Origin of the sequence: Bradyrhizobium sp. ORS 285 (assembly GCF_900176205.1) — a bacterium.
Taxonomy (GTDB): domain Bacteria; phylum Pseudomonadota; class Alphaproteobacteria; order Rhizobiales; family Xanthobacteraceae; genus Bradyrhizobium.
The window spans coordinates 4,855,624-4,876,381 of sequence record NZ_LT859959.1 but is presented as its reverse complement, the minus strand read 5'-3'; the positions used below and the strand labels follow the sequence as shown (position 1 = coordinate 4,876,381).

The 20,758-nt window shown below is 65.5% G+C and carries 19 protein-coding genes; 15 read left to right on the top strand and 4 right to left on the bottom strand.

The annotated features are described in order from the left end of the window. Positions 1-208: 208 nt before the first annotated feature. The 4 genes from BRAD285_RS21965 to BRAD285_RS21950 all read left to right on the top strand — a co-directional run bounded on the left by BRAD285_RS21965 (position 209) and on the right by BRAD285_RS21950 (position 6,157). A complete protein-coding gene (locus BRAD285_RS21965) occupies positions 209-1,972 on the top strand; it encodes an ABC transporter ATP-binding protein (protein WP_035646371.1) in 1,764 nt (587 codons plus the stop codon). A 67-nt stretch (positions 1,973-2,039) separates the two neighbouring features. Next, complete coding sequence (locus BRAD285_RS21960) at positions 2,040-4,241, top strand: amylo-alpha-1,6-glucosidase (RefSeq protein ID WP_006611953.1); 2,202 nt, start codon at positions 2,040-2,042, stop codon at positions 4,239-4,241. Then, positions 4,238-4,744: a PRC-barrel domain-containing protein gene (locus tag BRAD285_RS21955; protein ID WP_006611952.1), complete on the top strand. Its 507-nt coding sequence runs from the start codon at positions 4,238-4,240 to the stop codon at positions 4,742-4,744. The genes BRAD285_RS21960 and BRAD285_RS21955 overlap by 4 nt, the downstream gene beginning before the upstream one ends. A gap of 96 nt (positions 4,745-4,840) precedes the next feature. Continuing rightward, positions 4,841-6,157, top strand: coding sequence for an MFS transporter (locus tag BRAD285_RS21950; protein ID WP_006611951.1), 1,317 nt, complete (start codon positions 4,841-4,843; stop codon positions 6,155-6,157). Positions 6,158-6,168: 11 nt separating this feature from the next. Here BRAD285_RS21950 and BRAD285_RS21945 read toward each other — a convergent pair whose 3' ends face one another. The 4 genes from BRAD285_RS21945 to fixL form a co-directional block, all read right to left on the bottom strand. After that, entirely contained in the window at positions 6,169-6,873 is a 705-nt protein-coding gene (locus tag BRAD285_RS21945) for a helix-turn-helix domain-containing protein (RefSeq protein WP_006611950.1), read from the bottom strand. Positions 6,874-7,003: 130 nt separating this feature from the next. Further along, positions 7,004-7,399 (bottom strand): response regulator, encoded by a 396-nt coding sequence (locus tag BRAD285_RS21940; RefSeq protein WP_006611949.1) that lies wholly within the window; start codon positions 7,397-7,399, stop codon positions 7,004-7,006. Positions 7,400-7,477: 78 nt separating this feature from the next. Beyond that, positions 7,478-8,095: a response regulator FixJ gene (gene fixJ / locus BRAD285_RS21935; RefSeq protein WP_006611948.1), complete on the bottom strand. Its 618-nt coding sequence runs from the start codon at positions 8,093-8,095 to the stop codon at positions 7,478-7,480. Continuing rightward, on the bottom strand, positions 8,088-9,590 hold the full coding sequence (gene fixL / locus BRAD285_RS21930) for a sensor protein FixL (protein WP_085962802.1): 1,503 nt from the start codon (positions 9,588-9,590) through the stop codon (positions 8,088-8,090). Before fixL ends, fixJ begins: the two co-directional genes overlap by 8 nt. A gap of 299 nt (positions 9,591-9,889) precedes the next feature. Here fixL and BRAD285_RS21925 point away from each other — a divergent pair, with 299 nt between their 5' ends. The 11 genes from BRAD285_RS21925 to BRAD285_RS21875 all read left to right on the top strand — a co-directional run bounded on the left by BRAD285_RS21925 (position 9,890) and on the right by BRAD285_RS21875 (position 20,624). Beyond that, complete coding sequence (locus BRAD285_RS21925; protein ID WP_006611946.1) at positions 9,890-10,723, top strand: universal stress protein; 834 nt, start codon at positions 9,890-9,892, stop codon at positions 10,721-10,723. A 37-nt stretch (positions 10,724-10,760) separates the two neighbouring features. Continuing rightward, entirely contained in the window at positions 10,761-11,186 is a 426-nt protein-coding gene (locus tag BRAD285_RS21920; RefSeq protein ID WP_006611945.1) for an HPP family protein, read from the top strand. 230 nt (positions 11,187-11,416) lie between these two features. Then, a complete protein-coding gene (ccoN, locus tag BRAD285_RS21915; RefSeq protein WP_035646368.1) occupies positions 11,417-13,063 on the top strand; it encodes a cytochrome-c oxidase, cbb3-type subunit I in 1,647 nt (548 codons plus the stop codon). Between the two features lie 11 nt (positions 13,064-13,074). Further along, the gene (ccoO, locus tag BRAD285_RS21910) at positions 13,075-13,809 is read left to right on the top strand and encodes a cytochrome-c oxidase, cbb3-type subunit II (protein WP_035646365.1); all 735 of its coding nucleotides are present in this window, start codon (positions 13,075-13,077) and stop codon (positions 13,807-13,809) included. 18 nt (positions 13,810-13,827) lie between these two features. Further along, positions 13,828-13,992 carry a CcoQ/FixQ family Cbb3-type cytochrome c oxidase assembly chaperone gene (locus BRAD285_RS21905; RefSeq protein ID WP_006611942.1) on the top strand — a complete coding sequence of 55 codons (165 nt, stop codon included), beginning with the start codon at positions 13,828-13,830 and terminating at the stop codon, positions 13,990-13,992. Positions 13,993-13,998: 6 nt separating this feature from the next. Continuing rightward, complete coding sequence (gene ccoP / locus BRAD285_RS21900) at positions 13,999-14,871, top strand: cytochrome-c oxidase, cbb3-type subunit III (RefSeq protein ID WP_006611941.1); 873 nt, start codon at positions 13,999-14,001, stop codon at positions 14,869-14,871. Between the two features lie 97 nt (positions 14,872-14,968). Further along, on the top strand, positions 14,969-16,450 hold the full coding sequence (gene ccoG, locus BRAD285_RS21895) for a cytochrome c oxidase accessory protein CcoG (RefSeq protein ID WP_006611940.1): 1,482 nt from the start codon (positions 14,969-14,971) through the stop codon (positions 16,448-16,450). 71 nt (positions 16,451-16,521) lie between these two features. Continuing rightward, on the top strand, positions 16,522-16,968 hold the full coding sequence (locus BRAD285_RS21890; protein WP_006611939.1) for a FixH family protein: 447 nt from the start codon (positions 16,522-16,524) through the stop codon (positions 16,966-16,968). Between the two features lie 13 nt (positions 16,969-16,981). Further along, a complete protein-coding gene (locus BRAD285_RS21885; RefSeq protein WP_006611938.1) occupies positions 16,982-19,183 on the top strand; it encodes a cation-translocating P-type ATPase in 2,202 nt (733 codons plus the stop codon). Further along, positions 19,174-19,359: a cbb3-type cytochrome oxidase assembly protein CcoS gene (gene ccoS / locus BRAD285_RS21880; RefSeq protein WP_006611937.1), complete on the top strand. Its 186-nt coding sequence runs from the start codon at positions 19,174-19,176 to the stop codon at positions 19,357-19,359. The genes BRAD285_RS21885 and ccoS overlap by 10 nt, the downstream gene beginning before the upstream one ends. Before the next feature lie 110 nt (positions 19,360-19,469). Continuing rightward, a complete protein-coding gene (locus tag BRAD285_RS21875; protein ID WP_006611936.1) occupies positions 19,470-20,624 on the top strand; it encodes a patatin-like phospholipase family protein in 1,155 nt (384 codons plus the stop codon). Positions 20,625-20,758 lie beyond the last annotated feature (134 nt).

The following is a 20,758-nucleotide window of genomic DNA, read 5'->3' as shown; positions in this document are numbered from 1 at the left end:
CATCTGCGAAGTTCCGGCCTGGTGATCACTCTTTCTTCGACAGAACGTGTTCCCTCTCGTCTCAATGATGCCATCCCATCTTTCCATCGCTCGCGTCGCGACCATGCAGGATGAACAGAGCGTCATTGCTGTTGCAGCGCGGAACTGAAGAAACTCTCTGCGGTTCATTCGCCGCACCGGGTGTCGCCAACAGTCGCACGGGACAAATATGGATCAGCTATCAGGCTACGCGCACCGGCCGTTCCCCTTCGTGATGCGCTATCTGCGCAACCGTCCTACGGCCCATCTCACCATCTTGTTGTCCGTTGTCGGTGCAGTTGCCTGTTCGGTGGGCACTCAGTACGGCGTGAAGTTCCTCGTCGACAGTCTTTCTGCAGGGCCGCGGGGGAATGGCAGCGTCTGGGCTGCGTTCGCTGTGCTGATGGCCTTGATTGCGACCGACAACGTTCTCTGGCGCGTCGCCAGCTGGATCGCGAGCTTCACCTTTGTGAGGGTAACCGGTGATCTGCGCCGTGACATCTTCCGTCATCTCACCGGACATTCGCCGAGCTACTTCGGCGACCGTCTGCCCGGCATGTTGTCGAGCCGCATCACTGCGACGTCGAATGCGGTGTTCACGGTCGAGAACATGTTCGTCTGGAACGTGCTGCCACCGTGCCTCGCGACGGTCGCGGCGATTGTCCTGATCGGCACCGTCAGCGGGCCGATGGCGATCGCGCTGTTGCTGATTGCGGCCATGATGGTGGCAGCGATGTTCCGGCTCGCCGCCGCCGGCAAGCCGTTGCACGACGATTTCGCTGACAAGGCGGCAATGGTCGACGGCGAGATGGTCGACGTGATCTCCAACATGCCGCTGGTGCGTGCATTCTGCGGCCTGCGCCACGAGCATGACCGCTTCGATGCGACGGTCGACAAGGAACTCGAGGCGCGCGGGCGCAGCTTGCGTTATCTCGAGAAGCTGCGCATTCTCCATGCCACGGTCACGATCGTGCTGACCGTGGCCTTGATGGCCTGGGCGATCTCGCTGTGGCAGCGGGGCGGGGCGACGACCGGCGACGTCGTGCTGGTCTGCACGCTCGGCCTGTGCATCCTCAATGCGACGCGCGATCTCGCGGTGGCGCTGGTCGACGTGACCCAGCACGTCGCGCGGATGAGCGAGGCGATCGCGACGCTGCTGCAGCCGCATGAGTTGCGCGATCATCCCGAAGCCGAGCCGCTGGTGAAGAGCGGCGCGGCGATCGCCTTCGACAACATCACCTTCCACTATCCGGGTGGGCACAAGCTGTTCGAGAGCTTTTCGCTGCGCCTGCAGCCCGGCCAGCGCGTCGGCCTCGTCGGCCAGTCCGGCGGCGGCAAGTCGAGCCTGTTCACCTTGCTGCAGCGGTTCTACGACCCGCAGGTCGGACGGATCACGATCGACGGCCAGGACATCGCCAAGGTCACCCAGCAGAGCCTGCGCGAGGCGATCTCGGTGGTTCCGCAGGACATCTCGCTGTTCCATCGCTCGATCCTGGAGAACATCCGCTACGGCCGGCCGAGTGCGACCGATGACGAGGTGTTGCGCGCGGCGATCGCTGCGCGCTGTGATTTCGTCGAGACACTGCCGGAGGGACTGCAGACGATGGTCGGCGATCGCGGCGTCAAGCTGTCCGGCGGCCAGCGCCAGCGCATCGCCATTGCGCGCGCGTTCCTCAAGGATGCGCCGATTTTGCTGCTCGACGAGGCCACCGCCGCGCTCGACAGCGAATCCGAGGAGGCGATCCGCGAGGCGCTGAGCCGGCTGATGCGCGGGCGCACCGTCATCGCGATCGCGCATCGGCTTGCGACCTTGCGGAATTTTGACCGCGTGGTGGTGCTGAAATCGGGCAGGATCATTGAGGACGGTGCGCCGGACCGGCTGATGCAAAGCGAGGGTCCGTATCGGGAACTCGTCACCCAGGAGATGAGCCGGCTCGCCAAATTCGCCGCCTGATCGTTGCGTCGCGTCGCGATCGTGCCAAGTCGATCGCGTGGCCACTCCAACATCGCACGAGGTCATCATGTCGGCCGAAGTCGCAAGCACACTCAGATCGATCGACCGGGCGGACGAGCCGGCCGAGCAGCCCTTCTACATCCCGATGACGGGGCCCGCGGCTCGGCCGCGGCGCTCGCTCAAGCATGACGACACCTTCATCGTGCTCGATGGCCATGGCGATATCGGCGCGTCAGCCGGCGGCCCGGACGGCCTGTTCAATTCCGACACGCGCTATCTGGCGCGGCTCGAGCTGACGCTCGAGGAGGTGCAGCCGCTGCTGCTGGGATCCAGCCTGCGTGACGACAATTCGGCGCTCACGATCGATCTGACCAATCCTGATATCTACGATCAAGGCCGGCTGGTGCTGCCCAAGGACATGCTGCACATCGTCCGCACCATCTTCCTGTGGCACGGCACCTTCTATCAGCGCATCGGCCTGCAGAACCATGGCGACCGGCGCGCCAGCTTCGATCTCAAGCTCGCCTTCGACAATGATTTCGCCGACCTGTTCGAGGTCCGGGGTAGCGTGCGGCCGCGACGCGGCGCGGGCTCAGGCCGGATGATGAGCCCATCCGATGTGATGCTCGACTATCGCGGCCTCGACGGCGTGACGCGCACCACGGCGCTGCATTTCGATCCACGCCCGTCCAGGCTCACGATCGATATCGCGACCTATCATTTCGACCTGGAGCCGCAGCAATCGGCCTCGTTGTTCATCGCGGTGACCTGCAATGCCGCCGCCGGCGAGCAGCCGGGCCGCTTCTTCCGCAGCCTGCTGGCGCATCGCAGGGAGATGCGTCGCTGCACGCAAGGCGCGACCAGCATCGAGACCTCGAACGATATCTTGAACGAGGTGCTGTGCCAGGCCGCCGCCGATCTCAACATCCTGATGACCGACACGCCGGAGGGGCGCTACCCCTATGCCGGCATCCCCTGGTACTCGACGACGTTCGGCCGCGACGGACTGATCACGGCGATGCAAATGCTGTGGGTCGATCCGCGCATCGCGCGCGGCGTGCTGCGCCGGCTTGCAAGATATCAGGCGAAGCAGACCGATCCCCTTGCCGATGCCGAACCGGGCAAGATCCTGCACGAGATGCGAGGCGGCGAGATGGCGGCGCTGCGCGAGGTGCCGTTCGCCTGCTACTACGGCAGCGTCGACTCCACGCCGTTGTTCGTGCTGCTGGCGGGCCTCTATGTCGAGCGCACCGGCGATCTCGACACGTTGAAGGAGCTATGGCCGGCCATCGAGCTGGGGCTCGCCTGGATCGACGGACCCGGCGATCCCGACCGCGACGGCTTCGTCGAATATCAGCGTGCATCCGAGCAGGGCCTCGCCAACCAGGGCTGGAAGGATTCCTACGACGCGGTGTTCCACGCCGACGGCCGTCTCGCCGAGGGCTACATCGCGCTCGCCGAGGTGCAGGGCTACGTGTTTGCCGGCAAGCAGCTCGCGGCGCGCTGCGCGCGGCGGCTCGGCAAAACTGACATGGCGGACAGGCTCGACGCCGAGGCGGCGCGATTGGCCGAACGGTTCGAGGACGCCTTCTGGTGCGAGAAGCTCAACACCTATGCGCTCGCGCTCGACGGCAACAAGCAGCCGTGCCGCGTGCGCACGTCGAATGCCGGGCAGCTCCTGTTCAGCGGCATGGTGCGCGAGGATCGCGCCCGCAAGGTCGCCGCCGACCTGTTAGGGCCGCACTTCTTCTCGGGCTGGGGTATCCGTACCGTCGCCCTGGGAGAGGCGCGCTATAACCCGATGTCCTATCATGACGGCTCGATCTGGCCGCATGACAACGCGCTGATCGCGCTCGGCCTGTCGCGCTACGGCCTGAAGCATGCGGTGGAGCAGGTGTTTCGCGGCCTGTTCGAGGCGGCGTCCTACATGGATCTGCGCCGGCTGCCGGAGCTGTTCTGCGGCTTCCGGCGCGAGAAGCATCGTGGCCCCACGCTTTATCCCGTGGCTTGCGCGCCGCAGGCCTGGGCCAGTGCGACGCCGTTCACGTTGCTCGAAGCGGCGCTCGGGCTGGAGTTCGATGCCGCACGCGGCGAGATCAGGCTGCGCAACCCGCGGCTGCCGGCATTCCTCGACTGGGTCGTGCTGCGCGATCTCCGGCTCGGCGGCTCCGCGATCGATCTGCGCCTGCGTCGCCACGGCGAGGACGTGTCGATGGAGGTGCTGCGCCGCCGCGGCCAGATCCAGGTCTCGCTGGTGCTGGCGCAATGAGAACGCCGAACCATCGCTGCCGCCTCGGTGCTGCGTCCGCTCTCGCTGCGGTCGCGTTGTTGACGCTGCAGATGAATGCCGCGGCTGCGCAGCAGGCATCGCCGGTCCCTGTGACCAAGGAAACGCCGGCTCCTGCGAAGGAGCCGGCGCCGCCGCCCTCGGTCACCATCCTCGGCGCGCGGGACGCGCATGGCGTGCTCGGCCGCGACGTGCGCAGCTCGACCGGCGAGGACATGGGCCACATCGTCGATGTCATCGTCGATCTCACCGGCACCGTGCGCGCGGCAGTGATCGATTTCGGCGGCTTCCTCGGCGTCGGCAGCCGCAAGATCGTGGTCGATTGGACCGCGCTCGATTTCAAGCACATCACCGAGAAGAGCGATCAGGTGACGCTTGATCTCACCAAGGAGCAGGTGAAGGCGGCGCCCGAGTACAAGGAGGACAAGCCCGTCGTCGTGCTCGGCGCCGCCGGCAAGCTGTCCCCCTGGGATTTCGATCATTGAGTTGATGCGTGAGACCGCGCTTTGGCACGCGTGTGCCCGGGACGCGGCGGGGACGTTATGTCTCAAGAATCGTTGTCCATTGAGATGTAAAGAGCCATGGCCCACGTACGGCCGTCCAGATCACCTGACCAGCAGCCTGCGTCGGACCGCGACGCGGAGCCGCGGCGCGATTCCGTGCCGGATCACGGCCAGGCGCTGAAGCCTGCGCCGTCGCGGCAGAGCCTGCGCGGACTCGACTGGTTCATCTTCTTCCTTGCCGACGTGCAGACCGGATTCGGGCCGTTCATCGCAGTGTACCTGACGACGCAGAAATGGACCCAGGCGCAGATCGGCCTGGTGCTGTCGATCGGCGGCATCGTCGGCCTGATCGGACAGATGCCCGGCGGGGCGATCATTGATGCGGCGAAGTCGGAGCGGCGCGTGGCCGGATTTGCCGTGGCGACCATCGGCTGCTGCGCGCTGGCTTATGCCGTCTGGCCGATCTTTCCGGTGGTGGCCGGCGCGGCCATGCTGCATGCGGCCGCGAGCTGCGTGCTGGGCCCCGCGATTGCCGCCATCAGCCTCGGCCTGGTCGGGCCGCGCGGCATGGCCGAGCGTCTCGGCCGCAATGCGCGCTTCGCCTCGCTCGGCAACGGTGTTGCGGCCGCGCTCATGGGCACATGCGGCTACCTGCTCTCCAGCCGCGCGGTGTTTCTCGTCACCTTCATCCTCGCATTCCCAACCCTGATCGCGCTGTCGCGGATTCGCGAGCGCGAGATCGACATCGCCCGGGCGCACGGCCATGCGGTCGAGGAGGACAGGGAGGTCGCGCGGCTGTCGAATCTGCTGGGATTGCTGCGCCAGCGCGCGCTGCTGGTGTTTGCCCTCGGCGTGTTCCTGCTGCAGCTCGCCAATGCGGCGATGCTGCCGCTGATGGCCGGTGTGGTGACGACGAAGTCGAGCGAATGGGCGCCGATGCTGATCGCGTTCTGCATCGTCGTGCCGCAGGCCATCGTGGCGTTGACCTCGCCCTCGGTCGGCGCGGTGGCGCAGCAATGGGGCCGGCGGCCGCTGCTGATGCTGGGATTTGCGGCGCTCACGATTCGCGGCGCGCTGTTCGCCCTGGTGCACGATCCCTACGTGCTGGTGGCGGTGCAGCTCTTCGACGGTGTCACGGCTGCCGTGTTCGCCGTGATGATCCCGCTGACGGTGGCCGATGTCGCGTTCGGCAGCGGCCACTTCAATCTGGCGCAGGGAATCGTGGGGACGGCGTCGGGGATCGGGGGCTCGCTATCCACCGTGGTCGCCGGCTTTGCCAGCGACCGCTACGGCAGCGTCACCGCCTTCATGGGTCTGTCAGGCGTGGCGCTGACAGGTCTCGTGTTGATCGCGCTGCTGATGCCGGAGACGGGGCAGCGCGCGCGGACAGCGTGAGGGACTGGTGCTCAGGCGTCCATGCTGCGCAGGCGCTGGCGGTTGCGCAGCACGATCTGGCGGGCACCGGAGAAGCCGAGGACACCCTGGCTGTGCAGTTGCGACAGCGCGCGGGAGACGGTCTCCAGCGTCAGGCCGAGATAGTCGCCGATGTCGCGGCGGCACATCGGCAGCGCCATCATGCCGGCAACGGCGAGGCGGCGGTCCATCTCGAGCAGGAAGGTCGCGACACGCTCCATCGCGGTCTTGCGGCCCAGCAGCAGCATGTGGTCTTCGGCATGGCGGAGGTCGCCGGCGGTCATGGTCCAGAGCTTGCGGGCGACGGTGACGTCGGTGCCGGCGGCCTGCTCGAGGCTGCGGCGCTTCACCAGGCGCACATTGGTGTCGATGATGGCTTCAGCGGCGAGACGATGCACCGAGCCGAATTCGAGGCCGAACACGTCGCCGGGAAGATGAAAGGCGCCGATCTGGCGGCGGCCGTCGGACAGCAGCTTGTAGCTGCGGACCGCGCCGGAGATCACCTGGTAGACGTACTCGGCCGGCTCGTCCTCGCCATAGATCTCCTCGTCCTTCTTGTAGGAGAACTCGCTGGCGATCAGCCCGGCATGGCCGGTGATCTCGGCAAAGGGGTTGGCGGCAGGAGAGGGGACAGCAGGAGAGGGAACGGCAGTGGCGCTGGGGGTGACGACCGAATGGGTGAGCGACTGATTGAGCATGACCATCTCCTTGCGGCGGATGGCGATGTGGTACCTTGCGGCTCCCGTTAAGGACATTTGGGCCGTTATCTTAAGGGGGTTCCCTTACGTAGATGTACGTAGGTGCGGCCGGAATCCGGGGCCAAAAGGCTCAAGGAGCGGTAGCCCGATCATCGTTGGCGATGGCTTTACGGATTCGCTTGACCAGATTGTCGTCGAGCAGCGGCTTGAGCAGGAAATCGTGGATTCCGACTGCCGCGGCCCGGGCCTCCAGCCGGTCGTCGTAGTGCCCCGTGATCAACACCACCGGCGCGGTCGCGCCCTGCTTGCGCAACTTTTCCGCGAGCTCGACACCGTTCAGCTCCGGCATCTTGTAATCGACCACGAAGCAGTCGACCGGTGCGTGAGACGACGCCTTCAGCAGCGCGGTGCCGCTACGGAAGGTGCGGACGTCGAAGCCGTCGGCCTCCAGCAGGAAACGCAACGAGCCGAGGACGTCGGCATCGTCGTCGGCGACGTAGACCTTGGGTTTGGCGTGAACCGACATGGCACGTGCCGCGCGAGATGTGATGTTGAACCAAGGCGCAACATAACACCCGAATCTGTCAAGGCCGCTTGATCTAGCTCAATCCTTGAAGGCGCCTGCGCGCATCGCCAGACGCACCAGCTCCGACAGGCTGTTCGCGCCCATCTTGGTCATCACGTTCGCGCGGTAGACCTCGATGGTGCGCGGGCTGATGTCGTATTCGCGCGCGATCAGCTTGTTGGAGAGGCCGGCCATCAGACCGTCCATCACCTGGCGCTCCCGCGGGCTGAGGCTCGCGATGCGCGCGAGAATGTCCTGCGTGACCTGCTCGTTCTTCGCCGCCGGCTCGGCCTGCTGGATTGCGGTCTCGATCATCGCGACCAGGCGCTCGTCCTCGAACGGCTTTTCGAGGAAGTCGATGGCGCCGAGCTTCATGGCCTCGACCGCCAGCGGCACGTCGCCATGGCCGGTCATCACCAGGATGGGGAAGCTGCTGCCGGTGGCCTTCATGCGCTTGAGCAGCTCGATGCCGTCGATACCGGGCATGCGCACATCCGAGACGACGCAGCCGAAGGCGAGCGTCGGCATCCGGTCGAGAAAGGCCTGTGCATGCTCGAACAGCGTGACCTCAAAGCCGGAGGAGTCGAGCAGGAAGTTGAGTGAATCCCGCATCGCCTCGTCGTCGTCGATCACATAGACCTTGGCCCGCTCAGCCATCATGCTCAACCCTGGTTGGGGCCGCCGGCAGGGTGAAGCGGAAGGTCGCGCCGCCTGCCTCGTTGTTTTCGGCCCACATGCGCCCGCCATGGGCCTCGATGATGGAACGGCTGATCGACAGGCCGACCCCCATTCCGGTGTCCTTGGTCGTGAAGAAGGTTTTGAACAGATTGGGCATCACGTCGTCGTGGAATCCCGTTCCGGTATCGGACACGGCCACCTCGATCAAGTCGTCGCTGACCTTTCGGTTGGTGGCGGCGAGTTCGCGCCGCTTGGAATGCGACATCGCCTCGAGCGCATTGCGGAACAGGTTGACCAGCACCTGCTGGATCTGAACGCGGTCGGCCAGCACGAGATCGGCATCCGGATTGAGCTGGAACCGCAACTGGACGTTCTGCTCCCGGGCGCCGGCGAGGCCGAGCGCGCCGGCCTCCTCGATCAGCTTGGACAGGCTCTCGACGCGCTTTTCCGATTCGCCGCGGGAGACGAAATCGCGGAGACGACGGATGATCTGCCCGGCGCGGATCGCCTGCTCGGCGGCGCGGTCCATCGCGCTCTCGATCTTGGCCGTGTTCGGATCGTTGCTGCCTGAAAGCAGCCGGCGCGAGCCTTTCATGTAGTTGCTGATCGCCGCCAGCGGCTGGTTCAGCTCATGCGCCAGCGCCGAGGCCATTTCGCCCATGGCGCTGAGCCGCGACACGTGAACCAGTTCCGACTGCAATTCGCGCAGGCGCGCCTGGGTCTGCTGGTGTTCGGTGAGATCGTGGGCGAAGCCGGTGAAATAGGGTTTTCCGCCGGACTGCATCTCGCCGATCGACAGATGCATGGGAAAGCTCGTGCCGTCGCGGCGGCGGCCGGTGACGATGCGCCCGATGCCGATGATGTGGCGCTCGCGCGTGCCGTGATAGCGGGTGAGATAGCCGGCATGGCGCGAGCGGTCCGGCTCTGGCATCAGCTCGCTGACGTCGAGGCCGACGGCCTCCTCCTCGGAGTAGCCGAACATCCGCTCGGCCGCGGCGCTGAAGAATTGGATGATGCCGCCGCCGTCGATCACGATCATGGCGTCCGGCACGGTGTCCAGGATCGAGCGGAAGTGCTGCTCGCGCAGCCGCAGCGCCTCCTCGAGCCGCTTCTCCTGGTCGATGTCCAGCGCGATGCCGCGCAGATGCCGCGGCTGGCCGTCGTCGCCGGGAACCACGCCCGCGAGGACCCGAATCCAGTGTCCGCCGTTCGGCACCTTGAACGACATGTCGAACCAGGTGCCCTGATGGCGCGCATGCTCGATCGCGGCCTCGACCGGCGCGCGATCTCCGGCTGCGAGCAGCGCCAGGAAGGAGCCGTAGGTCACGGGCTGATCGGTCTCGACCCCGAACAGCTTCCGCGTCGTGGCCGACCAATAGAAATCGCCCGTCGCGAGGTCCAGATCCCAGGCGCCGAAGCCCAGCGCCTGCGCGTCCTCGGGGCGGGCGGCCGCGTCGGGAAAGGGTTGAGTCACGCCGCGCACGTCGATGCCTTCAATCGATTCGCCGTTGTTGCCAAGAGCTGCTCCAGCAAGGAGCGGTTTGTTGTGGGCGGCCGGGGGAGAGCCAGTCCCGGCATTCTATACCAGATTGTGCCGTGACAATCCGGGCCGGCCTAGACTTTGGTTCGACAATTCAAGGCTTTCTCCCCACTTCGGCGGGTTCCATCGCCGGCTCTCCCCGGCGTGTTCCGCCGCCGCACATTGATCTATCTCATCACGGTGGGTCGTTTCACCCTTAAGAGCTGCATGGAAGCAATGTTTGGAGAGGCGGGATGACGCTCGCGACTGTCATGGTGAGCCTGGCGCTCAACCAGCCCAACGAAGCCCGTCTTCAGGTCGCGGGTGATCTCGCTGCCCGATTTGACGCTGGGGTCATCGGCGTGGCCGCCGCGGAGTTCACCCCGCCGCTGTATTTCACGACCGGAGAGCAGGCCCAGGACCTGATCGAGCAGGGCGAGGGCGCGCTGCAGAACCGGTTGGTGGAGCTGGAACAGCAATTCCGGACCGTCGTCGGCGGTCGCGCGGCTCCGCTCGGCTGGCGCAGCGCGCTGGATTTTCCGCTCCGCTACACTTTGGCGCAGGCGCGTGCCGCGGACATTCTGGTCACAGGAAGCGTGCCGCCAGGCGTCACCGATGCGTTCGCGATCGCCAGCCCCAAGGATCTCGTGATGCAGGCCGGGCGGCCGCTGCTCGTGGTTCCCGACAAGGCCAGCTGGCTCGATCTCGGCACCGTGGTGGTGGCCTGGAAGGAAACGCCGGAGGCGCGCCGGGCGCTGAGCGATGCACTGCCGCTGCTCGCCAAGGCCACCGACGTCGTCGTCGTCGAGATCGTCGAGAGCACTTCTGAATATGATTCGTGTGAAGCGCGCCTCGATGACGTCGTCGGGTGGCTCGGCCGGCACAAGATCGTCGCATCGGCCCGCATCGAAGAGCCGGGGCAGGGGCGCAACGTGGCGACCAAGCTCGACGCGATCGCCGCGGATCTCTCCGCCGGGCTCATCGTGGCCGGCGCCTATGGCCATTCGCGATTCCGCGAGCTCGTGCTCGGCGGGGTCACCGAGCATCTCGTGACACGCACCGAACGTTGCGTGCTGCTGTCGCACTGAAACTCCAACCGCTCCATCCGAGAACAGGATTGCCGCCTTGTACAAATTTCTCGAGGACACCGCCGGCAGCTACATGACGCGGACCATCACCACCGTCACCCGCGACACCACGATTCGCGAGCTGGGTGACATGTTCGATCGCGACGACTTCAACACCTATCCGGTCGTCGAAAACGACGAGGTCATCGGCATCGTCACCAAGTTCGACGTGCTGAAATGCTTTGCGTTCACGCCCAACCAGATGCTGCCGCGCTACAGCGACCTGATGAACCGGACCGTGGGCGACGTGATGACGTCCGAGTTCATCTATGTCCGGCCAGACACCAAGCTGACGCGCGTGCTGCAGCTGATGGTCGAACACCGCATCCGTAGCCTGCCCGTGACCGACGGCGACAGCCGCCTGGTCGGAATCATCGCCCGCGAGGACCTCGTGCGGGCGCTGGCGGCAGCGGCCAAGGATTGAGCCGGAACTTGACGGCGTTCCCCGCGCTCCTCGCCTGAGACGGAAGTCTAAGATTGATCGTCCCGTACGCCTTTCGGCTGCGGGACGATGCGCTTGTGCGCGCCGCGCCGCGCGCTGTTGGGCAACATTCCGGCTCTTTACCGGCGAACCGGTCGCAAGGTTGATTTCGATCAATTCCACGTGTGGGCGATTATGGTTGCTGGTCTCGTGTTCTTTCAGCGAGATTCCGCATGAGCGCGTCCTCATCAACAAAATCCATGACCATCGGCGAGAGTGGGCTGTCGCTCATTTTCGCCGTCACCGCCTTCTTGTGCGTCTTCGCTGCGGCGAAGGCACTCGATACGGCCTTCGCGTTTCACGCCTCGCTCGCGGCTGCCGCCAGCGCGGCGTCCGTCTTCTTCATCCTCAACCGCTACTTCGAGCGCGGCGACCTGCCGCCGCAGGAGATCAACGGCCGGCCGAACTACAATCTCGGGCCGATCAAGTTCTCCTCGTTCATGGCCATGTTCTGGGGCATCGCCGGCTTCGCCGTCGGCCTCATCATCGCCTCGCAGCTCGCCTGGCCGGCGCTGAACTTCGATCTGCCCTGGACCAGCTTCGGCCGCCTGCGGCCGCTGCACACCTCGGCGGTGATCTTCGCGTTCGGCGGCAACGTGCTGCTGGCGACCTCGTTCTACGTCGTGCAGCGCACCTGCCGGGTCCGTCTGGCGGGTGACCTTGCGCCGTGGTTCGTCGTGGTCGGCTACAACTTCTTCATCCTGATCGCTGGCACCGGTTATCTGCTGGGCGTCACCGAGGGCAAGGAGTACGCAGAGCCGGAGTGGTACTCGGATCTCTGGCTGACGATCGTCTGGGTGGTCTATCTGCTGGTCTTCCTGACGACGATCATCAAGCGCAAGGAGCCGCACATCTTCGTGGCGAACTGGTTCTACCTGGCCTTCATCGTCACGATCGCCGTGCTGCATCTCGGCAACAACCCGGCTCTCCCGGTGTCGTTCTTCGGCTCGAAGTCCTACATCGCCTGGGGCGGCGTGCAGGATGCGATGTTCCAGTGGTGGTACGGCCACAACGCGGTCGGCTTCTTCCTGACCGCCGGCTTCCTGGCCATCATGTACTACTTCATCCCGAAGCGGGCGGAGCGTCCGGTCTATTCCTACCGGCTGTCGATCATCCACTTCTGGGCGCTGATCTTCCTCTACATCTGGGCCGGCCCGCACCACCTGCACTACACGGCGCTGCCGGACTGGACGCAGACGCTCGGCATGACCTTCTCGATCATGCTGTGGATGCCCTCCTGGGGCGGCATGATCAACGGCCTGATGACCTTGTCGGGTGCGTGGGACAAGCTGCGGACTGACCCGGTGCTGCGCATGCTGGTCGTCTCGGTCGCCTTCTACGGCATGTCGACCTTCGAAGGTCCGATGATGTCGATCAAGGTGGTCAACTCGCTCAGCCACTACACCGACTGGACCATCGGCCACGTGCACTCCGGTGCGCTCGGCTGGGTCGGCTTCGTGTCCTTCGGCGCGCTGTACTGTCTCGTGCCGTGGATCTGGAACCGCAAGGGTCTCTACAGCCTCAAGCTGGTGAACTGGCACTTCTGGACGGCCACGCTCGGCATCGTGCTCTACATCTCCGCGATGTGGGTCTCGGGCATCCTGCAGGGTTTGATGTGGCGGTCCTACACGGCGCTCGGCTTCCTCGAATACTCCTTCATCGAGACCGTCGAGGCGATGCACCCCTTCTACATCATCCGTGCCGCCGGTGGCGCGCTGTTCCTGATCGGCTCACTCATCATGGCCTACAATCTCTGGATGACGGTCCGTGTCGGTGAGGAAGAGGTTCAGTCCCCCGTCGCCCTTCAGCCGGCGGAGTGAGGTATCCAACCATGTCATTCTGGCAACGACACCAAGTCTTCGAGAAGAACTCGATCATCCTGATCATCGGCATTCTGCTGGTGATCGCGATCGGCGGCCTCGTCGAGATCACTCCGCTCTTCTACCTGAAGAGCACGATCGAGGCGGTCGACGGCGTGCGTCCGTACACGCCGCTCGAGCTGGCCGGCCGCAACATCTATGTCCGCGAGGGCTGCTATCTCTGCCACTCGCAGATGGTGCGTCCGCTGCGTGACGAAGTGGAGCGCTACGGCCACTTCTCGCTCGCCGCGGAGAGCATGTACGACCACCCCTTCCAGTGGGGCTCCAAGCGCACGGGTCCTGACCTCGCCCGCGTCGGCAACAAGTACTCCGACGACTGGCACGTCACCCATCTGACCAACCCGCGCGCCATCGTTCCGCAGTCGATCATGCCCGGCTATCCCTTCCTGAAGGAGACCGAGCTGAACGCCGACAACGTCGCCGATCATCTGAAGACGTTGCGGGCCGTGGGCGTGCCCTACACCGAGGACCAGATCGCCAACGCCGCCGCCGATTTGAAGGCGCAGGTCGATCCGGACAATGCCGGCGCGGAGGCGCTCACCAAGCGCTATCCGAAGGCGGTGGTGCGCAACTTCGACGGCAAGGCGGGTGCGCCGACGGAAATGGATGCGCTGGTCGCGTATCTGCAGATGCTCGGCACCTTGGTCGACTTCAAGATCTACAACGAAAAAGCCAATCTGCGCTGAGATCGAGAGGCGAGCATCATGAAGCCCATCCTTGCAGTTGAAAACATCGCGTCGTCACTCGTGACGACGCTGTGGACCCCGATCTTCTTCGCGATCTTCATCGCGATCGTGACCTATGCCCTCTGGCCTCGCCACAAGGCCGCTTTCGACGAGGCGGCGAACATGCCGTTGCGGGAGGAGTAATTCAACATGGCTGACCACAACGAAGTCGACAGCGTCTCCGGCACCGCCACCACGGGTCATGCCTGGGACGGCATCAAGGAGCTCAACACCCCGCTGCCGCGGTGGTGGGTGATCACCTTCTACATCACCATCGTCTGGGCGATCGGCTACTGGATTGTGTATCCGGCTTGGCCGACCATCACCAGCAACACGACAGGCCTGTTCGGCTACTCGTCCCGTGCGGACGTGGCGGTCGAGCTCGCCAACCTCGAGAAGATCCGCGGCGCCAAGATGGCGGCGCTCGCGACCGCCTCGCTCGCCGACATCGAAAAGGATCCGGCGATGCTGGCCCTGGCGCGTGCCAAGGGCAAGACCGTGTTCGGCGACAATTGCGCCGCCTGCCACGGCACGGGTGCGGCTGGCGCCAAGGGCTTTCCGAACCTGAACGACGACGACTGGCTGTGGGGCGGCTCGCTGGAGCAGATCCAGCAGACCCTGCTGTACGGCGTGCGCTCGGGTCACCCGAAGACTCGTGAGGGCCAGATGCTCGCCTTCGGCAAGGACGGCGTCCTGAAGCCGGCGGAGATCATCACGGTCGCCAACTACGTCCGGGAATTGGCCGGCCTGCCCACGCGGCAAGGCTATGACGCCAAGGCCGGCGCCAAGATCTTCGCCGAGAATTGCGCGGCATGCCATGGCGACAACGCCAAGGGCAATCCGGAGGTCGGCGCGCCGAACCTCACGGACAAGATCTGGCTGTATGGCTCGGACGAGGCGACCCTGATCGAGACCATCACCAATGGTCGCGCCGGTGTCATGCCGGCCTGGGAGGGCCGTCTCGACCCGACCACGATCAAGGCAATGGCAGTCTATGTCCACTCGCTGGGCGGGGGAAAGTAACGGAAATCCAACGGAACTTTCCTTCCAATTGAGCTGGATCAACTGAGCGGCCGGAGGTGGGCATACCTTCGGCCGCAACTGCGAGAAGACCCCAGCGATGAACCAGACGGTAAAACCCGACGACCTGAAGCCTCAAGAGGCGCAGCCGGTGGACGATTATGGTCCACTGTACGCGCCTACCAAAAAGGTCTATCCGCAGAGCGTCTCGGGCACCTTCCGCCGGATCAAATGGGGCCTTATGGGCTTCTGCCTCGGCGTCTATTATTTCCTGCCGTTCGTGCGCTGGAATCGCGGCCTCGGCGCGCCGGACCAGGCGGTGCTGATCGACTTCCCCAACCACCGCTTCTATTTCTTCTTCATCGAGCTGTGGCCGCAGGAGGTGTATTATTTCACCGGCCTCTTGATCATCGCCGCCATCGGCCTGTTCCTGATGAACGCGATCGGCGGCCGCATCTGGTGCGGCTATCTCTGCCCGCAGACGGTATGGACCGACCTGTTCTATGCCGTGGAGCGCCTGATCGAGGGCGACCGGCGCGAGCGGATGAAGAAGGATGCCTCCAGCGACCCGATGAAGCTGGAGCGCATCTCGGAGCTCGTCCTCAAGCATTCGATCTGGCTGATGATCGCCTGGTGGACCGGCGGCGCCTGGGTGCTGTATTTCAGCGACGCGCCGACCCTGGTGAAGGACCTCGTCACCTTCCAGGGGCCGCCGCTGGCCTATATCTGGATCGCGATCCTGACGGCCACGACCTACACGCTCGCCGGCTTCATGCGCGAGCAGGTCTGCGTCTACATGTGCCCATGGCCGCGCATCCAGGCGGCGCTGACCGACGAATGGGCGCTGAACGTCACCTATCGCTACGACCGCGGCGAGAACCGCATGTCGGTCAAGAAGGCCGCCGAGCTGCGCGCGCTCGGCCAGCCGGCCGGCGACTGCATCGACTGCAAGCAATGCGTCGCGGTCTGCCCGACCGGCATCGACATCCGCGATGGATCGCAGATGGACTGCATCCAGTGCGGCCTGTGCATCGATGCCTGCGACACGGTCATGACCAAGATCGGCCGCCCGACACGGCTGATCGGCTATGACAACGACATCAACATCCACCGCCGCCAGGAAGGCAAGGCGCCGATCTACAAGCTCGTGCGCGCCCGCACCGTCACCTATGCCGCGATCATCGCCGTCGTCGGCGGCGCGATGGTCTACAAGCTCGCGACCCGCTCGCTGCTCGACGTCAACGTGCTGCACGATCGCAACCCGATCGCGATCAAGCTGTCCGACGGCTCGATCCGCAACGCCTACACGGTGCGCGTCCTCAACAAGCACGGCTTCGACCGCGTCATCGCCATCGACATCGAGGGCCCGGTGAACTCGACCGTCCATGTCGTGGGCGCCGACTCCGTCACGCCCGATCGCCCGATGATCGTCATCGGCCGCGACCAGACCGAGGAGCTGCGGCTCCTGGTGACTGCGCCCGAAGAGAGCAACCCGGAGAAGTCGATCCCGGTGAAGTTCCACATCACCGATATCGGCCTCGGCGTCGTCGCCTCCGCCACCGATAATTTCGTCAGCCCTTAAAGCTCAGGAGCCCGTCCATGGCCAGCCGTTCCCAACCGTCCTTCCAGCTGACCGGACGCATGGTGCTCGCGATGCTCATCGGCTTCTTCGGGCTCGTCATCGGCGTCAACGTCTACATGATGAAGATGGCGATCTCGACCTTGCCCGGTACCGACGTCGACAGCGCCTATAGCGCCAGCCTCGGCTACGAGAAGGAGATCGCGGCGGCGCGCGACCAGGAGGCGCGGCGCTGGAAGGTGGAGGCGCATATCGAGCGCGGCGCCAGCGGCGCGGCCGTGGTGCAGGTCAATGCGCGCGACGCCAGCGGCAATCCGGTCTCCGGCCTGACATTCCAGGGCCGGCTCGAGCGTCCCGCCGATAAGCGCGCCGATCAGCAGGTCGATCTGGCCGAGGTCGGCATCGGCGTCTATCGCGGCACGGCGGAAGCGATCGCGCCGGGGCAGTGGGACCTCGTGCTCGAAGGCGATTCCAGCGGCCGGCGCCTGTTCATGTCGAAGAACCGCGTGCTGCTGAACTGAAGGATTTTCGATCATGCACGTGACGCGTGACTTCTCCCATTACGTCAAGGATCTCGGCGCCGGCCTGAAGCATATCGACCTCGCGGTCGAGGGCGTCAGTTGTGCCGGCTGCATGGCCAAGATCGAGCGCGGCCTGTCGGCGCTGCCCGACGTGACCTTGGCGCGCGTCAATCTCACCGACCGCCGCGTCGCGCTGGAGTGGAAGCAGGGCACGCTCGATCCGGCCAAGTTCATCGATCGCCTGGCCGAGCTCGGCTACAAGGCCTATCCGTTCGAGAAGGCGAGCGCGGAGGCCACCGAGGCCGAGGAATCGCGCTTCCTGCTGCGCTGCCTCGGCGTCGCGGCGTTCGCCACCATGAACGTGATGATGCTGTCGATCCCGGTGTGGTCGGGCAATGTCAGCGACATGCTGCCGGAGCAGCGCGACTTCTTCCACTGGCTGTCGGCTCTCATCGCGCTGCCGGCCGCGGCCTATGCCGGCCAGCCGTTCTTCCGCTCGGCGTGGCGCGCTCTCAAGACCGGCAACGTCAACATGGACGTGCCGATCTGCATCGGCGTGATCCTCGCCTTGGGCATGTCGATCGTCGAGACCTTCCATCACGCCGAGCACGCTTATTTCGACGCGGCGATCATGCTGCTGACGTTCCTGCTGGTCGGCCGCTATCTTGACCAGAATATGCGGCGGCGGACGCGCGCGGTGGCCGGCAATCTCGCCGCGCTGAAGGCGGAGACCGCGACCAAGTTCATCGGCGCTGATGAAATCTCCGAAGTCCCCGTCGCCGCCGTCCGCGCCGGCGACCTCGTGCTGCTGCGGCCCGGCGAGCGTTGCGCCGTCGACGGCGTCGTCGTGGAGGGCCGCTCCGAGATCGACCAGAGCCTGATCACCGGCGAGACGCTGTATGTGCCGGCGGAGCAGGGCACCGCCGTCTATGCCGGCTCGCTCAACATCTCCGGCACCTTGCGCGTCCGCGTCTCCGCTGCGGCGGAGGGCACCTTGCTCGCCGAGATCACGCGCCTGCTCGACACTGCGTTGCAGGCGCGCTCGCGCTACATGCGGCTCGCCGACCGTGCCTCGCGGCTCTATGCGCCGGTGGTGCATGCGACCGCCGCGCTCACCGTGCTCGGCTGGGCGCTGGCAGGCGCGAGCTGGCACGATGCCATCGTCACCGGCATCGCCGTGCTGATCATCACCTGTCCCTGCGCGCTCGGCCTTGCGATCCCGACAGTGCAGACCGTCGCCTCTGGCGCGATGTTCAAGTCCGGCGTGCTGCTCAATGCGGGCGACGCGATCGAGCGCCTGGCGGAAGCCGATCACGTCATCTTCGACAAGACCGGCACCCTGACCTTGCCTGAGCTCGAAGTGGTCAACGCCGCCGACATTCCAGCCGATATCTTCTCCGTGGCCGGTCAACTCGCTCTGTCGAGCCATCACCCGGTCGCGGCTGCGGTCGCCCAGGCGGCCAAGTCGCGATCGCCGTTGATGGGCGCGGTCGAGGAGCCGGGGCAGGGGGTCCGTGCCGTTGTTGACGGCGTCGAGATCCGGCTCGGACGTCCCGCCTTCTGCGGCGCCGAGGCGCTGGTGGCGCAAAGCGCGAGCGTCGATCCCGAAGCCTCCGTCGTCGCGTTCAGCCGTGGCGATCAGAGGTATCTGTTCTCGGTGCGTCAGGGCCTGCGTCCCGATGCCGCGAAGATCGTCGCCGGCCTGCAACGGCGCGGCATCAAGGTCGAGATCCTCTCCGGCGATCGCGAGGCCGCCGTGGCCGCTGCGGCCAAGGCGCTCGGCATCACCGAATGGCGCGCCGGCGTGACGCCGGCCGACAAGATCGCCCGCGTCGAGGAGCTCAAGCGCGCCGGCGTCAAGGTCATGATGGTCGGCGACGGCATGAACGACGCACCGTCGCTGGCCGCGGCCCACGTCTCGATGTCGCCGATCTCGGCCGCGCATCTCAGTCAGGCTACTGCCGATCTCGTCTTCCTCGGCCGTCCCCTCGCGCCGGTGCTCGCTGCGGTCGACTACGCCCGTAAGGCGCTGCATTTGATGCGGCAGAACCTGTGGCTCGCGGTGCTCTACAACGTGCTCGCCGTGCCGCTTGCGATCAGCGGGGTGGTCACGCCCTTGATCGCCGCAGCCGCGATGTCGGGTTCGTCGATCCTGGTGATGCTGAACGCGCTGCGGGCTCGCAAGGTCCGTGAGGAGGCCGCGTCATGGAAGTGATGATCATCCTCGTGCCGTTGGCGCTGGCGCTCGGTCTGGCCGGACTGGTCGGCTTCCTCTGGTCGCTGAAGAGCGGCCAGTACGAGGATCTCGAAGGCGCCGCCTGGCGCGCCATCGCCGATGATGATGAGCCGGCCGGCCCGGCTCAGCCGGAGGCTGCGCCCTCGAGGTCCTGATCCCTGTACCATCTGCACGAGCGGTGACCTGTCGCATCGATCGCCGGCGTCGTAACAAGGACGCAGGCCTTGCGAACAGGCCAAGAGTTCACGCGGATGAAGAGGCAGACATGGCCGAGGGCGCCGACACGACGCGCGCGACGATCGATCGCAGCAAGCTTCCCGGGCAGGTGGTCCTGGTGCTGCAGGGCGGCGGCGCGCTGGGCGCGTACCAGGCTGGCGTCTACCAGGCCCTGAGCGAGGCGGGCGTCGAGCCGGACTGGGTGATCGGGACCTCGATCGGCGCGATCAATGCGGCCCTGATCGCCGGCAGCCCGGTGCAGGAGCGCACGGCGCGGCTGCGGGAGTTCTGGATGCGGATGCAGGCGCGTCCGATCTGGGGCCTCGGCGGCGCTTTTGCTGATCTCGACGATCGGCTGTCCTATTGGACGACGTTGATGCACGGCATCAGCGGCTTCTTCACTCCCAACGCGCTGGCTCATGCGGGCGATGGGTTTCCGCTCGGCGCCGAGCAGGCCGGCTACTACGCGACGGCTCCGTTGCGCGAGACGCTGCGGGAGCTGGTCGATTTCGATCTCCTCAACGGCGGGGGCCTCCGCGTGACGGTTGGGGCCGCGCATGTCCGCACCAGCCGCATGCACTATTTCGACAGCCGCGATGGTGCGCTCGATGCCCGCCACATCCTGGCCTCGGGTGCGCTGCCTCCGGCTTTTCCAGCTGTTCGCATCGACGGCGAACTCTACTGGGACGGCGGCATCCTCTCGAACACGCCGACCGAGGTCGTGTTCGACGACAATCCGCGCCGGGATTCGCTGATCTTCGCGGTTAATCTGTGGAATCCCGACGGGGCCGAGCCGGCGACGATGGCGGAGGTGTTCAACCGCCACAAGGACGTCCAATATGCGAGCCGCATGAGCAGCCAGATCGCCCGTCAGGAGCAGATCCACCGGCTGCGCCACATCATCAAGGAGTTGGCTGTGCGGCTGCCGGACTCCGTGCGCAATGATCCGGCGGTGCGCGAGCTTGCGAGCTATGGCTGCCAGACGCGGATGCATGTCGTCCGGCTACAGGCGCCGCAGCTCGAGCGCGAGAACCACACGAAGGATATCGACTTCAGCGACCGCGGCATCACCGCGCGCTGGCGCGCCGGTTATCAGCAGACCCGATCGGTGCTGGAGCGGATGCCCTGGACGGGCGAGTTCGATCCGCTGGCTGGCGTGGTGCTGCACGACGCCCAAGTTGTGACCGCAGCCGCTGCCGAATGACAGTTGAAGCGCAGCACGCCAGCCGGGAACTTTATCGAACTCATGCGCATCGGGGTACCATCGAACGAGATCGGTTTAAGGGATTAGTCGCCATTCGTTCTTAATCATTATGGCGCGGCAGCGGTGTCGCGGTG

Bases quoted from the DNA above. Each gene is read 5' to 3' on its own strand.
- BRAD285_RS21965 (WP_035646371.1), top strand. From the start codon at position 209: ATGGATCAGCTATCAGGCTACGCGCACCGGCCGTTCCCCTTCGTGATG.
- BRAD285_RS21960 (WP_006611953.1), top strand. From the start codon at position 2,040: ATGTCGGCCGAAGTCGCAAGCACACTCAGATCGATCGACCGGGCGGAC.
- BRAD285_RS21955 (WP_006611952.1), top strand. From the start codon at position 4,238: ATGAGAACGCCGAACCATCGCTGCCGCCTCGGTGCTGCGTCCGCTCTC.
- BRAD285_RS21950 (WP_006611951.1), top strand. From the start codon at position 4,841: ATGGCCCACGTACGGCCGTCCAGATCACCTGACCAGCAGCCTGCGTCG.
- BRAD285_RS21945 (WP_006611950.1), bottom strand. From the start codon at position 6,873: ATGCTCAATCAGTCGCTCACCCATTCGGTCGTCACCCCCAGCGCCACT.
- BRAD285_RS21940 (WP_006611949.1), bottom strand. From the start codon at position 7,399: ATGTCGGTTCACGCCAAACCCAAGGTCTACGTCGCCGACGACGATGCC.
- fixJ (WP_006611948.1), bottom strand. From the start codon at position 8,095: ATGGCTGAGCGGGCCAAGGTCTATGTGATCGACGACGACGAGGCGATG.
- BRAD285_RS21925 (WP_006611946.1), top strand. From the start codon at position 9,890: ATGACGCTCGCGACTGTCATGGTGAGCCTGGCGCTCAACCAGCCCAAC.
- ccoN (WP_035646368.1), top strand. From the start codon at position 11,417: ATGAGCGCGTCCTCATCAACAAAATCCATGACCATCGGCGAGAGTGGG.
- ccoO (WP_035646365.1), top strand. From the start codon at position 13,075: ATGTCATTCTGGCAACGACACCAAGTCTTCGAGAAGAACTCGATCATC.
- BRAD285_RS21905 (WP_006611942.1), top strand. From the start codon at position 13,828: ATGAAGCCCATCCTTGCAGTTGAAAACATCGCGTCGTCACTCGTGACG.
- ccoP (WP_006611941.1), top strand. From the start codon at position 13,999: ATGGCTGACCACAACGAAGTCGACAGCGTCTCCGGCACCGCCACCACG.
- ccoG (WP_006611940.1), top strand. From the start codon at position 14,969: ATGAACCAGACGGTAAAACCCGACGACCTGAAGCCTCAAGAGGCGCAG.
- BRAD285_RS21890 (WP_006611939.1), top strand. From the start codon at position 16,522: ATGCTCATCGGCTTCTTCGGGCTCGTCATCGGCGTCAACGTCTACATG.
- BRAD285_RS21885 (WP_006611938.1), top strand. From the start codon at position 16,982: ATGCACGTGACGCGTGACTTCTCCCATTACGTCAAGGATCTCGGCGCC.
- ccoS (WP_006611937.1), top strand. From the start codon at position 19,174: ATGGAAGTGATGATCATCCTCGTGCCGTTGGCGCTGGCGCTCGGTCTG.
- BRAD285_RS21875 (WP_006611936.1), top strand. From the start codon at position 19,470: ATGGCCGAGGGCGCCGACACGACGCGCGCGACGATCGATCGCAGCAAG.